Origin of the sequence: Erwinia sp. Eh17-17 (assembly GCF_039675725.1) — a bacterium.
Lineage (GTDB): Bacteria > Pseudomonadota > Gammaproteobacteria > Enterobacterales > Enterobacteriaceae > Erwinia.
Genome location: NZ_JBDFQT010000001.1, coordinates 290,834 through 304,782, shown reverse-complemented (window position 1 = coordinate 304,782; position 13,949 = coordinate 290,834). Strand labels below are relative to the sequence as shown.

Genomic DNA, 13,949 nt, shown 5'->3' with positions numbered 1-13,949 from the left:
CATTGTCTATTTACGATTGTAATTAGCATCAATCCAGGACTGATAATTTCCACTTTTCACATTCTGTACCCATTCACTGTTAGCCAGATACCACTGCACAGTTTTGCGAATACCACTTTCAAATGTTTCTTGCGGCTGCCAGCCCAATTCCCGGCAAATCTTATTTGCATCAATGGCATAACGACGATCGTGGCCAGGACGGTCGGTCACATAGCTAATTTGTTGACGATAGCTGCCCTTTTTTGGCACCAGCTCATCCAGCAAATCGCAGATTGTTTCGACTACCTGCAAATTCTGTTTTTCGTTATGCCCACCGATGTTGTAGGTTTCGCCAATTTTTCCCTGAGTCACCACGGTGTACAACGCACGCGCATGGTCTTCAACGTATAGCCAGTCACGGATCTGGTCACCTTTGCCGTAGATTGGCAGTGGCTTACCTTCTAATGCATTGAGAATGACAAGCGGGATCAGTTTTTCAGGAAAATGATAAGGGCCATAGTTGTTGGAGCAATTGGTGACTATTGTTGGAAAACCGTAAGTGCGTAACCAGGCGCGTACTAAATGATCGCTCGACGCTTTCGACGCAGAATAGGGGCTACTCGGCATATAGGGAGTAGTTTCTGTAAACAATGGCAGTTCAGCACCGGTCGGCACTTCATCAGGATGCGGCAAATCACCATAAACTTCATCGGTGGAGATATGATGGAAGCGGAAGGAAGTTTTGCGAGCGGCGTCCAGCGTGCTCCAGTAGCTGCGGGCTGCTTCCAGCAGGACATACGTGCCAACAATATTGGTTTCGATAAAAGCAGCAGGACCGCTGATGGAACGATCGACGTGACTTTCAGCCGCAAGGTGCATTACAGCATCAGGCTGATGCTGGTTGAAGACCGCATTCATTGCAGCACTATCACAGATATCGACCTGTTCAAACGCATAGCGGCTGTTACCGCTGACATCGGCCAGTGATTCAAGATTGCCTGCATAAGTCAGCTTATCGATATTGATTACGCTGTCAGAAGTGTTGCTGATAATATGGCGGACCACGGCAGAACCAATAAATCCGGCACCGCCGGTCACTAAAATTTTCACGCGAGTATTCTCTCTTTATTCATTCTATTACTGAGTCAGGTGAAACTTCATTTTACCGTTATGAAGCTATCAGCCGTTAGCTTTAACCTTGCAACCAGGCGAACGGCATACAACAGCGCGATAAAACTCAGGCAGAAAATACTAAACTGCCAGTGATCCGGTACACGGTAAGCTGAGAAGATAATTCCAAGCGTGCCGAAAATTAACTGCACGGTTGCCATGATAGCTAATGTTCTTCGCCCGTTGAAACCTGCGCGCATCAGAATATGATGCAGATGTTCGCGGTCGGGTCGAAACGGGCTGTTACCGCGACGAATACGGGAAATCATCACCCTGATCATATCCATTAATGGCAATGCAATGATCCACAGCGCCGTTACAGGTGCCACGACGGGTCTTTTCCCCTGCGTGGCAAGAATCAGAAGCCAGATGACGGTAAAACCAATCAGCATACTGCCGGCATCACCCATGAAAACTTTAAATTTACGTCCCCACGGCACACCGAGATTAAGCAGAATATAAGGCACACAGCACACGACCAGCGCCAGGCACCACATTCCCAGCTCAATGCGTCCGCCAAAGAAGAACACAATGCTTAATGTTGCAAACGCTACGCTTGCTAATGCACCCAGTAAACCATCAATGCCATCAACCATATTAAATGCATTAATCGAAGCTATCACGGCAAACAGGGTGATCAGATAGCCCAGACTGCCTAATAGCAGCGGGTAGCCGAAAAGCACGCTACCTAGATTGGTTATCGTTAAACCCTGCCACATCATGATCCCAGCCACACCGGCCTGCATTACCATGCGCGGCATCACCGGCAGGTCAAAGCGGTCATCAAATACGCCGACCAGTAACAGAAGAGTGACACAAATCATATAAACGGTGAAGCCGGGTAACCAGCCTGGCTGTAAACCATAAAGCAGCCACAGGGAAAAGTAGATCGACACCCCTCCCACCAGGGGGATATGGCCATGATGATGTTTTCGGGCATTCGGTTTGTCAACGAGGCCTACGCGTCGGGCGACTTTACGCGCAATGAACAACAGCGCCAGAGCCCCTAAAAAGAGGAGAACGATATCTTGCATGTTTTGTACCCGCGCTCACTGAGTATAAGTATGATTTTTCATGGACCCACGCTACCGCCCCTGACTATAGCTGCCAGATAGCTCTAATTGCAGTCGTCCGACATAAGCTTAGACGGACTATCTTGTGGAGGGTGCCCATTTTACCAGGAATACTCCCAGAAACAATTTTACATACATCATGATGTAATGCTCAGCTAATTCTCATACTTAGCCTACGGGCATACAAGCTTAATCTACTAAGATCATGACTAATCTTGCAATTAGCTAACTAAATGGGCAGTTAATACGCACAAATGGTTGTTTTTGATACGCATATCAGCCCGATACAGATAGCAGGAGTTTCTGTTTTTAATAGTGATCTTCACGCGGGGTAAACAAAAAACTCCCGACAAGCGGGAGTTTGTTTAATACAGTAGGGCAACTAATCAACGATAGCCGTTAGGGTTGTTCGACTGCCAGTTCCAGGTATCGCGCATCATCTCATCAATGCCGCGCGAAACACGCCAGTCGAGCTCTTTGTCCGCCAGCGAGGCATCTGCCCAGAATGCTGGGAGGTCGCCAGCACGGCGTGGAGAAATGGTGTAAGGCACAGGTTTACCCGCCGCCTTTTCAAAGGCTTTAACCATTTCCAGTACCGAGTACCCTACCCCGGCCCCCAGGTTGTAAGCTTTGTAGCCATCAACCGAGGCGATATGGTCCAGCGCCTTCAGGTGGCCTTCAGCCAGATCCATCACGTGAATATAGTCGCGCTCGCCGGTGCCATCTTTGGTGGGATAATCTCCGCCGAAAATGCCGAGTTTTTCCAGACGACCAATCGCCACCTGCGCAATGTAAGGCAGCAGGTTATTAGGAATGCCGTTAGGGTCTTCACCGATCAGGCCAGACTCATGCGCCCCCACCGGGTTAAAGTAACGCAGCGCGATGGTTTTAAACTCCGGGTTTGCCTGGGCATAGTCGCGCAGGATCTGCTCGACCATCAGCTTGGAGGTGCCATACGGGCTGGTCGTGCCGCCAATCGGAGTGGTTTCTACATACGGAACCGGCGCATCAGCACCGTATACGGTCGCAGAAGAGCTGAAGATAAACTGGTTCACGCCCGCGCTGCGCATCTCTTCCAGCAGCACCAGCGTACCGGTGACGTTGTTCTGATAATACTCAAGCGGCTTACGGGTGGATTCACCCACGGCTTTCAGGCCGGCGAAGTGGATCACCGCAGTGATGTTCTGGCTGGTGAAAATATCACGCAGGCAGGCACGGTCGAGGATATCCCCTTCACAGAAGGTTGCGGTCTTGCCGGTAAGTTTCTGCACGCGGTTAATGGACTCGCGTGAGGCATTGCTCAGGTTGTCCAGCACCACCACATCATCACCGCGCTGCAATAACGACAACACGGTATGAGAACCGATGTAACCTGCCCCGCCCGTTACTAAAATAGCCATCTTGACTCCCTCAGACCACGCCCGGCGCGGCCATCATCGTTAGGTTTATTTTGCCAGAATCTTTTGGATTTCTTCGCGGAATTCACGGCCCTGAGCGTGGTTACGCAGACCCCAGGTGACAAATGCCTTCATGTAACCCAGTTTACGGCCACAGTCGAAGCTGTCGCCGCTCAGCAGGTGCGCATCAACCGGCTGCTTTTTGTTAAGGTTGGCGATCGCATCGGTAAGCTGATAGCGGCCCCAGGCACCCGGTTCCAGGTTTTCCAGTTCTGACCAGATATCGGCCGACAACACGTAACGACCCACGGCGGCCAGATCGGAATTCAGCGTCTGTGGGTTTTCCGGTTTTTCCACGAAGTCGACAATAGAGCTGACTTTGCCTGGGAAGTCCAGCGGCTCGCTGGTGGTGATAACGGAATATTCAGACAGGTCGTCATTCGGCATATGGTGCGCGAGTACCTGGCTGCGGCCGGTCTCTTCAAAGCGCGCCACCATGGCGGCAAGGTTATAACGCAGCGGATCGGCGCTGGCGTTGTCCAGCAGCACGTCCGGTAACACCACCACGAAAGCCTGATCGTGCAGCATCGGGCGGGCACATAACAGGGAGTTGGCAAGACCCAGTGGCTGTGGCTGACGTACGTTCATGATCGTCACGCCCGGCGGGCAGATAGACTGCACTTCGCTCAGCAGCTGACGTTTAACGCGCGCTTCAAGCAGGGCTTCCAGTTCGTAAGAAGTATCAAAATGGTTTTCAACCGCATTCTTGGATGCATGGGTGACCAGAACAATTTCCTTAATCCCTGCGGCCACGCACTCGTCGATGATGTACTGAATCATCGGCTTGTCGACAACAGGTAACATCTCTTTAGGAATGGCTTTTGTAGCAGGGAGCATATGCATACCGAGACCCGCAACCGGGATAACTGCTTTAAGCTTGGTCATAGTGTTTCCATATAAATGAAGTAAAAACGTTCACTGATTATGCATTAAAGAGATGATTCACAAGTATAATCTTAATCTGAAAAATAAGCAGCCAGGTCCGATAATAAAAAAAGGCCACTCTCTGAGTGACCTTTTATTTATTACCGACTTACAGTATTCCGCTGAACCATTCGGGTCTGATAAACAGATTAAAATAATTCACCAGCGCCATGATCCCGACAAAGACCAGCGCCACCGACATCCACTGGCGGGCATAGGGGATAAACGGAATGCCAATCACTGGCTTAATGAAGAACGGATGGGCAAAGGCCGAGATCAGCACCTGAGAAATCGACAGCGTCAGCGCCACATACCAGACATTCGGCCAGATCCAGGTCGTGGCAAGGACCAGCACAACGATAATGCTCGCCACCACGTTCCACCAGAACTCGACGTTGGTGCGTCCGTTCGCCTGAGAAATCGCCCCCGTCAGACCGCCCATCGGGCGCAGCATGCCGAACAGCAGCATCAGCGGGATAAGCTGCCCCACCGCCTCATGGGCCGGTCCATACAGCACGCGTACCACCACCGGCGAAAGGATGCCGATGGAAAGGTACATCAGGCTGCTGAACAGCATAATCATGAAGGTGCCTTTCAGGAACAGCTTCTGTAGCTGAGCCGGTTCATGCTGTTTCTCGGCAAAACGCGGCAGTGCCAGACGGTTGATCACCGGCGTCACCAGCTTCAGGGGTTGCAGCACCAGCTCTTTTGCCAGGGAGTAAACCCCCAGCATCTCCGCGCCCATTACTTTACCGACAATCAGGGAGTCAGCCTGGGTACGCAGCTGGTTGATGGTCTGCGATCCGAGTTGATAAACGCCGTATTTCATCGAACTGAAGAACGTGGACTTATCAAACTCGAAGGTCGGCCGCCAGGACTTCTCACCAAACCAGATCATGCACAGAATGCGCATCGCCGCGTTGGCAAACAGGCCGAGGATCACGGCGGATACGTTAAGTGGCGAATAATAAAGCAGCCCGACCGTCAGGACAAATGCGAGGAACTTGGTGACCATTTCGATCTTTGCCAGCAGCACCATGCGTTTGGCTTTGACAAAATGCGCCTGATACTGAGACAGCGAACCGAGTACCAGAAAGTTGATACTGGTCAGCATGATCAGGCCGGTAAGTTCCGGGATATGGTAGAAATACGCAATCGGCCAGGCGATAGCAATCAGCAATAAACCGGTCAGCAGGCTGAGCAGCACGTTAACCCAGTAGATGGTGCTCTGCTCTTTACGGGTAATATCCTGGCGATGCACGATATAGCTGCTCATGCCCATGTCCTGCAGTACCATTGCCACTGCGAGAATGGCATTGATTATCGCCAGAATACCCAGTTCATGAGTCTCCAGCTTGCGTGCCAGCACCCCAAGCTGTACCACCTGTAACACCGCAGCGAAACAGGTACCACCAAACAGCCATACGGCCTGATTTTTTAAACTACTCACGCTAATTGCTCCAGAATCTCTGCCAGCTCACGATACGCAATATGCTGGTTAAATTCGGTTTCCACCCGCTGGCGGGCGGCCACGACGACAGGTGCCACATCGGCCTCTCCGCGCGACAGTTTTAACAGAATGGCGGCCAGCGCACTGGCATCACCTTCCGGGGCCAGCCAGCCGGAGACATTATGCTCTATCAGCTCGGGGATACCGCTGTGCTCGCTGGAAACTACCGGCAGTCCTACCGCCATGGCCTCCATCAGTGCGACCGGAATCCCTTCCATATCACCATCGGCGGCGGTCAGGGACGGCAGCAGGAAGATATCGGCCTCATCCAGATAGCGTTTAATCTCCTCCTGCGGTTTGAAGCCAACCATTTTCACGCAGTCAGCCAGGTCGGCCGCTGCGATAGTCGCCCGCAGCTCCTCTTCGAGGTCGCCGTTGCCGACAATGGTGTATTCAAACTGGCCGCCCTGCGCTTTGAGAATTTTGCAGGCGTCAATCGCCACGCCCAGCCCTTTCTTCTCGGTCAGGCGCGCCACGGACAGAATGCGTAACGGCTGATGCAGGGAGTCACGGACTTTAAGATTAAATTTCTCCGGCTCAATCCCCATCCGCGTAACGTGGATTTTCTCCGGCGGGCAGCCCATGCTTATCAGCTTGTTCTCCCACAGGTGGCTGATAGGCAGCAGCAGCTCAGTCTGGGTAAACAGGCGGGCATAGTCAGCTTTGTGCTCGTCAAGGATATGACGGCGCGAGATATCCGCCCCGTGGAAGACCGTGGCCTGTTTACCCTGCAGCACGTTCAGCTCGCGCAGCTTGTTGGCCAGGGCACCGGCATAGCCAAAGTGCACCAGGAACACGTCGGCCACGAAGGGCTTTTTGTTCGCCGCCACGATAGCCGGCAGCAGGAGCTTGCTGGACTGGGCGCCGTAACGCCCGATATTGAAGGATTTCAGCGTGGTGATGCTGAGAATTTTCGGCAGCACGATTTGCAGACGCTGCTTCAGTTTATCTGCGTTACTGACTTTCTCTTCCGGCAGCAGATAGTGGGTCTTTTCTGCCAGATTATAGCGGTCAAACGCGCCGTGACGGTTGACCAGATCGCCGGGAAATACGGAGATAATTTCAACGTCATAGCCAATATCAATAAAGTGCGTGACCTGGTTCAGGACAAAGGTTTCGGAAGAAACCGGGAATCGCATGGTGAAAAATGTCAGTTTCATAGGCTTACCCCAGGCGTTTAACCACGTCATCAGTGATGCGGTTACCCAGCACCCGCTCTTCTTCCACAGCGCTGTCGACCTGCTGTTTCACCGCATCGTAGTTATCCAGCACGCTATTCACTTTCGTGATAATGCTGCCGTCCATCAGACTCTTCACATCGCTGGCCATCTCAGGCAGCCCCAGCTGGTTCATCACGCCCAGTGATTTGTGCTCGTAGTTGATCGCCACAGCGGGCGTCCCAAAGTTCATCGAGATAATCGCAGAGTGCAGACGCGTACCGATGGTGAGGTGACACTGTCCAAGCAGGATGCCCAGCTCAAGGTCGTTAAACTCATCCATGATCACGTGATATTTGTCTTTCTGCTCGATGTGATCGCTCAGCGTCATTGCCACCATGCGGTCATCTTTGTTGTAACTGTCGATGCCGGTACAGGTTGAGAACGCCACGACCTGATAGCCGCGCGCAATCATGGCGTTGATCACTTTGCCAAACGCGGCTTCGTACTGCTGCTGGGTCACGCCCAGACGCTTGTCGAACGGTGCCAGTTCACGCACGGTGATGGCGATGGTTTTCTGCTGACCAATGACCTGCTGCCAGTGCACCAGGTTATGACCCGGCTCAGCCACCTCACGCGCGCGAACCAGGAAGGCGGTATCAGCACCTTTTACCACTTTCCCGGTGGTGATACCGCCCTGCTTCATCATCTCCAGGCTGACGCTTTCGCGCAGCACCAGACTATCGACACGGTCGAACACGAAATTAGCAATTTCATTAAAGCGCGGCTTCTGGAACGGGCCGACGCTGTGGCCAATCATATGGATAGGCTTTTTCGCCAGCAGGGCACACAGCGAGTGCTCAAACTGCAGCGGGCCGTACAGATCGACAAAGAACGAACCGCCAACCTGAATAATCGCATCGTACTGTTTAAGATTGTCGCTGAATTCCTGCAAATACTGCGGTACCGGGAACAGCTTGAAAATGCCGCGATTCGCGATGTGCGCCATCATGATTTTTGGCATCAGGCGGCGCATTACCTTATCAACAAACTTATTTTTGCCCTTTTTGGTCTGTAAAAAGAGCGCATCAGGCAGAATGTCTTGCTGGAGCAGATAACCAGAACTGGTGGGATAACGGCTAATAACATCAATATCAAGATCGTTCCTTGCCAGATTTAACGAATCAATAATCCCGCGTAAAATTGCGCCATCACCACGATTTCCACATGTATGATTGCCAACTAATAAAATCTTCATAACTACTCCAGAAAAATTTTTGTAATTTTTACAGGCATAATTTGCCAATAAGGGGTTATCTAATAAGTCTTATTGTTCTGAAAATGCCAAACTCCCATCAACCCAACTTAACCGCTAAAACAGGCTGCCTGTCCTGGTCCCGGAAAAACAGCCTGATAACTCTGAAATTGCCTGGTCTTAACTGAAAACTGTCACTTATTTAAGAGAAAAGTACGGTATGGCAACCTGCTTGCCATTCAGCACCACCGAGACAAACCCTTCCGGGTGGTCGGTATTGACCTGATCGGCCGTCAGTGGACGCGACGCCATCAGCAGATCGCCCGCTTCATTAGCACCAATCCCGGCTTTGCCGTTATGCAGGCTAAAGCGCTGGCTGGCCCGGCTGACGTCTTTCCCTGACGGCGCTGCACCAAACTTCATGCTGCTGTCGAAACGCGCACAGCGTCCGGTTTTAAAGCGGTCTTTGGCGGTGGTCTTGATCAGCACCCCGGCAGAGGCCACCCAGCCATCAATTTTGACAAACACCTGCACGTCGGTGTCATGCGGCGTGACGATCATCACGTCCAGCACCGGGCTGGCACCTTCTGCATGCCAGGCGGCTTCAAACTTATGGGTTTTGCGTTGCAGGCTGACAATGGCCCGTCCGCCGGTGGTTTTATCCCCGACCACTTTATTGAGCGGGGCGTTGCCGCTGCCGTTGCTGAACGAAGACTGTCCGAAGATTTCAATCTCCCAGGCATCGCCCACGTCCGGGGTATAGATGTTGCCCAGCTCTATCCACTTCTGCTGATTGCTGTTGTTTTCGATACGAAAACGCGAGGTCAGGTAGTTGTATTTCATGCTGCCATCAACCGCCACGCCGTAGGATTCGACGCGGGTTGAACCCCGTTCCCAGGCACCCAGCCATTCGCCTTCTGCCAGCGAATTATCAATCCAGCTTCCGGCCTGCAGGTTAGTCTGGCGCATGTTAAGCCGCGAGTTATGTGCGATCAGCGGGTTCTTACAGGTTTCCAGGCTCAGAGCATCAATGATCCACTGCCCGTTGGAGATATCGCCGGGAAACTCGGTGTGCTCAATCCAGCCGTTATGGATCAGGGACTGGCCGCAGCGTTGCAGGTTAAGCACTTTACCGTCGGTGCAGTACTGGGCGTTAAAGTTGGACAGTTCAATCGCCGTGCTGTGGTCCCATTTGCCCTTCGGCGCATTGGACCAGACGGATTTGATCACGTCACCGCTGCAGCGCAGCGCATACCACTGGTCAATTTTGCAGTCGAGGGTATCCATCAGGCTGATTGCCGTGCCGCCCACGCGTACAAAGCGCAGGCAGGCCCCGCGGAAGTACTGGCCGCCTTCACACTTGTTGTCGAAGAAGCCCTGCTTATTGGCCTGCGTATCGGTGCGGCCGTTAAACTGCAGGTTGCTGACTTCCACCCAGCGGGTGTTCACCTTAAAGACAAAGTCAGAGTCACCGTCCGACACAATGGTGGTCGCGGGGAAGTAGCCGAAGTTGACCATCGCCCCGGAAACGCGGAAAAAGCGCGTCTGCTGCTGCGAAAAGTCACAGCCGCTGACAAAGAAGGTACCGGCCGGGAACTGCAGACAGATCTGCTGGTTGGCATCCTGCGCCCACTGATACATCGCTTTAATTGCCGGAGCACTGTCGGTTTTACCGTCGGCAATTGCGCCGAAATCAAACAGCGTCAGGCGGTTGAAGTCTTCCACCACGCGTCGCCAGTGATAGTCAGCGCCAGAAGAGATCGTGACCCCACCATCGTCTTTAGCCGCTTCCAGCTGACCGATAAACTCGCCGCCTCCGACTTCCAGCCCGTCGTGCCAGCTTTTCAGCTTAATTTTTGCACCGCTGAACAGCGGGCGGGTTTTGCGCAGGTCGTCAACGGACGGAATTTCCCCGATCAGCTGATAACCGGCAGGCTGTGCCAGACGCTGACTGAAGTTATTAGCGCCGCGGGTGACATCCGGGATGTTAAACAGCGTATTGCCCGCATCGTCCACCACCGCCATCGAGTGCGACGGGTCAGCAATCAGCGCCGCGTTATCGGCAATAAACTGCTCAAAACTGCCCTTATTAAGCGCCACGGGCTGCTGCACCTGCGAAAGTTTGCCGGAGGCATCGCGCAGGTAAAGGTTAATCAGATTGCCGGACTGCGTCGGGTCAGCACCGGCCTTACCGATGTAGAGTTTGCCGCTGAAATTCTTCCAGAACTGGTCCGGCATGGTATAGACGTTTTCTGGCGTCAGAATTGGCACATCGCCCTTCGGCAATTCGCCGGGAGTAATGCCTTTTAAGGCCAGTGACGGATCGCTTTTTGCCGCCTGGCTGGAAAATGAACTTACAGAGAGCCCTGCAAGAATCGATGAGAACGCAGTAAGTAATTCTCTTCTTTTCATTGGTATTATCCCGTGGTCAATTTTTTTTGGCCTGTCATCCAGGCATGAAACAGATGTCCAGAGATACTGCCGGTGGAACCTGTACTGTCCTTACACCAGCGACAGCCAGCTCTCTTTAATCACTTTGCCATCAAACCTGAGGGCCGTTTTTTGAGTCGCGGCACTCATGGCATAGAACATCTCGTCGTCATGGGCGAGTCGGTTCATACTTTCGATAAAACGCGCTTTGTCGTTCATCGCCACCAGGAAACCATCCTGCTGATGATGAATAATTTCCTGCGGTCCGGTCGGACAGTCATAGGCGACCACCGGTAAGGACCAGGACTTCGCTTCCAGCAGCACCAGCGGCAGGCCTTCATAGCGTGAGGTCATCAGCGCCATATCGCTGTCGCGGTAGTAGTCGTTGATATTGCTGACGCGGCCAACAAAATTCACGCTGTCGCTGATATTCAGCCTTGCCGCCTGTGCCACCAGCGCGTCTTTCAACTCACCGTCACCGGCAATCACCAGCGTCCAGTCAGGATTGTTCACGACAAAGCCCTGCCAGATATCCAGCAGCAGGTCGAAGCCTTTCTGATGGTCGAGTCGCCCGACGGCCAGCGCCTGACGGTGGCGCGTGGTGCGCTGCAGATTTTTGTACACCACAGGATTGGGGATGGTTTTGCTGGCGATATTCCAGCCGTTAAAGACCTGATGGTCTTTGTCGGTCAGTACGATCACGCGGTCGTAATAACGCAGCGTCAGATATTTGAGGAGTTTGATCGGTTTACTGAAGGAGTTGATCGCCACATGTTCGCAGGCGTACACGCGGGCCGTTTTCTTTTTCAGGGACATCATGCTGTGCAGCGCGAACATCACGCTCAGACGCCCCATACTGATCAGGAAAACGCTGTCAAACTGCTGTTGATGGATCTGCCTGACGACGGCTTTCAGCGGATTTTTTTCGCCAGCAAAGCTGACGATTTGCTGTACCTGGCTGAAAGGATAAAACGGTTCTCCCGACCCTTCCAGCGAATAGACCGTCACTTCATGCTGCTCACCCAGGCATTCCGACATGAAGTTACAGATATTCTCAGTTCCGGCATAGGAATAAGCATCCTTAATCACCAGTACGATTCTTTTCATTCTCTCAGTCACCTCAGATTAACGATGCTTTAAGGTAAACAACACGCCGTTAACCATATACCAGACGTAGTAGTAATAAACTTTCAGCGGATTATTTTTATAAATGAACTTCAATAAATCCAGGTGCCACTTTGCCGCTTTATTTTTATTGCGCGACAGGGAGTCACCCATTTCGTAATAGGTCACCAGGTTTTTATCAATCACGCGCGCCTGTTTGTACTGGTCAAACAGCTCGTAGAGGAACAGGAAGTCTTCATGGCCTTTCTTTTTGAACAGCACCTGACGTGCCGGGCGGCGGTAGCAGACCGAAGAAAAACAGATGCGAAACTGTTTTTTAACAAAATTATCTTTCATCAGCAGCGGGCTACCGTAACGCACATCATAGGTTTTCGTGCGTGACTGATAGTGGTAATGGCTGATCACCAGGTCATCTCCGGCGGCCAGACAGGCGGTCTGTAACATAAGTTTATCGCTGGCCCACTGGTCATCGCTGTCGAGGAAGGCAATAATCTCTTCACCTGCCGCTTTTAATCCCACATTGCGTGTTTCTGCCGCACCGAGATTTACCTCATTGCTGAGAAGCGTAATACGCGGGTCCGTACAGTGCTCACGGACAAACTCCAGCGAGTCATCGGTGGATTTATCATTAATTAAATAGATGCGCCAGTCGGTATAGGTTTGATCAATCACCGACTGCACCGCCCGTAAAATGGTCGCGCGCGCATTGTACATGGGGATAATAATCCCGACCGTGCCGATTTGATTATTCATCTGATACCCTGAATCTGAGGTTAAATTTTAACAATATTCATTACGGCGGGTCGGGTATGTCCGACCCGCTGGTTTTAAAACAGTCTGAACAGCGGAGCAATGCTGTAACCATTAATCGACTGCACCGACAGAATGGTGTTATACGCCAGATAATACGACGTCATCGCGAACAGCAGGCCAAAGTTCAGCAGCGGATTCCGGATGCGCGTCATCAGGAACGCCAGCAACAGCGGTTCACAGTGCAGGAACAGGTTCCCCACGCGCCCACCGATGATCGAGAAGTCCGAGAAAATAATACGCACCGCCGCACCGGCGGAATAAGCAATAAACAGAATATAGGCGATACGGTCTTCTTCTTTAATCGGCCGGTTGAAATAGACCACCGTGAAGAAGGCAATAAAGGCAATATTCTTTAAGTTTGCCAGGCCAAACACCGGCGAGGCGGCATCAAACACCGTGCCGCTGTAGCCCATCGCACGGTCACCGATTACCGGCACAATCCCCAGCGAGTCAAGGAACAGCTTTTTACCGCCGATCAGCCCCAGCGGGATCGCCGCCAGCACCATCGCAATACCAAAGTATTTACGCTCTCTGAGGAACAGGAACGGTAATACCATCAGCACCGCATAGCCGGTTGAGTGTGACTGGGTGCTGAACGCCAGAAACACAAACGCCAGAAAATATTTCCGCCCGGCAGCCGAACAGAGACAGGCCACCGCAAAGGCGCTGGAAAGCCCGAAGCGGATCTGGTTCATGTCCTTGTTGATAAACAGGTGCGCGGAGTACAGGCACAGCGAGCAGAGGATCAGCGGTGAATACTTTTTAAATATCCAGGCGTTGGTCGACACTGCAATACAGGCGATAAACAACAGGAAAAAGTAACTTTCATGGGTAAACCAGGAGAGCACCCACGCCAGCAGCATAAACAGGTTTTCATAGCGGTAGATATCCGCCACGGTTTCATAACCACTGATACTGGTCTGACGCGAGAAGTCGTAGAAGAACCCCAGATACTGCCAGTCATCAATGCCGGAGTTCGGTCCCCTGAAGCCCGCAAACATGATCAGAGCCACCACCGCCACAAAGAAAAAGTAGGTGGTAACGCGCTTCATTTTT

At 52.2% G+C, this 13,949-nt stretch carries 11 protein-coding genes; all 11 read right to left on the bottom strand.

Features of this window, described 5'->3' with window-relative positions:
• Positions 1-6: 6 nt before the first annotated feature.
• The 11 genes from rfbB to ABEH87_RS01230 all read right to left on the bottom strand — a co-directional run bounded on the left by rfbB (position 7) and on the right by ABEH87_RS01230 (position 13,945).
• Positions 7-1,089: a dTDP-glucose 4,6-dehydratase gene (gene rfbB / locus ABEH87_RS01280; protein WP_346573202.1), complete on the bottom strand. Its 1,083-nt coding sequence runs from the start codon at positions 1,087-1,089 to the stop codon at positions 7-9.
• A gap of 47 nt (positions 1,090-1,136) precedes the next feature.
• Positions 1,137-2,183, bottom strand: coding sequence for a UDP-N-acetylglucosamine--undecaprenyl-phosphate N-acetylglucosaminephosphotransferase (wecA, locus tag ABEH87_RS01275; RefSeq protein WP_346573200.1), 1,047 nt, complete (start codon positions 2,181-2,183; stop codon positions 1,137-1,139).
• 425 nt (positions 2,184-2,608) lie between these two features.
• Positions 2,609-3,622, bottom strand: coding sequence for a UDP-glucose 4-epimerase GalE (galE, locus tag ABEH87_RS01270; protein WP_346573198.1), 1,014 nt, complete (start codon positions 3,620-3,622; stop codon positions 2,609-2,611).
• A gap of 45 nt (positions 3,623-3,667) precedes the next feature.
• Entirely contained in the window at positions 3,668-4,564 is an 897-nt protein-coding gene (gene galF / locus ABEH87_RS01265) for a UTP--glucose-1-phosphate uridylyltransferase GalF (RefSeq protein ID WP_346573196.1), read from the bottom strand.
• Between the two features lie 148 nt (positions 4,565-4,712).
• Positions 4,713-6,053, bottom strand: coding sequence for a lipopolysaccharide biosynthesis protein (locus tag ABEH87_RS01260; protein WP_346573194.1), 1,341 nt, complete (start codon positions 6,051-6,053; stop codon positions 4,713-4,715).
• Positions 6,050-7,273 carry a glycosyltransferase gene (locus tag ABEH87_RS01255; protein WP_346573192.1) on the bottom strand — a complete coding sequence of 408 codons (1,224 nt, stop codon included), beginning with the start codon at positions 7,271-7,273 and terminating at the stop codon, positions 6,050-6,052. Before ABEH87_RS01255 ends, ABEH87_RS01260 begins: the two co-directional genes overlap by 4 nt.
• Positions 7,274-7,277: 4 nt before the next feature.
• Positions 7,278-8,528: a colanic acid biosynthesis pyruvyl transferase WcaK gene (gene wcaK / locus ABEH87_RS01250; protein ID WP_346573191.1), complete on the bottom strand. Its 1,251-nt coding sequence runs from the start codon at positions 8,526-8,528 to the stop codon at positions 7,278-7,280.
• Between the two features lie 195 nt (positions 8,529-8,723).
• Complete coding sequence (locus ABEH87_RS01245; protein WP_346573189.1) at positions 8,724-10,937, bottom strand: phage tailspike protein; 2,214 nt, start codon at positions 10,935-10,937, stop codon at positions 8,724-8,726.
• Positions 10,938-11,027: 90 nt separating this feature from the next.
• A complete protein-coding gene (locus tag ABEH87_RS01240) occupies positions 11,028-12,062 on the bottom strand; it encodes a glycosyltransferase (RefSeq protein ID WP_346573188.1) in 1,035 nt (344 codons plus the stop codon).
• Positions 12,063-12,080: 18 nt separating this feature from the next.
• Complete coding sequence (locus ABEH87_RS01235) at positions 12,081-12,833, bottom strand: glycosyltransferase family 2 protein (RefSeq protein WP_346573186.1); 753 nt, start codon at positions 12,831-12,833, stop codon at positions 12,081-12,083.
• 74 nt (positions 12,834-12,907) lie between these two features.
• Positions 12,908-13,945, bottom strand: coding sequence for an EpsG family protein (locus ABEH87_RS01230; protein ID WP_346573184.1), 1,038 nt, complete (start codon positions 13,943-13,945; stop codon positions 12,908-12,910).
• Positions 13,946-13,949: the final 4 nt, after the last annotated feature.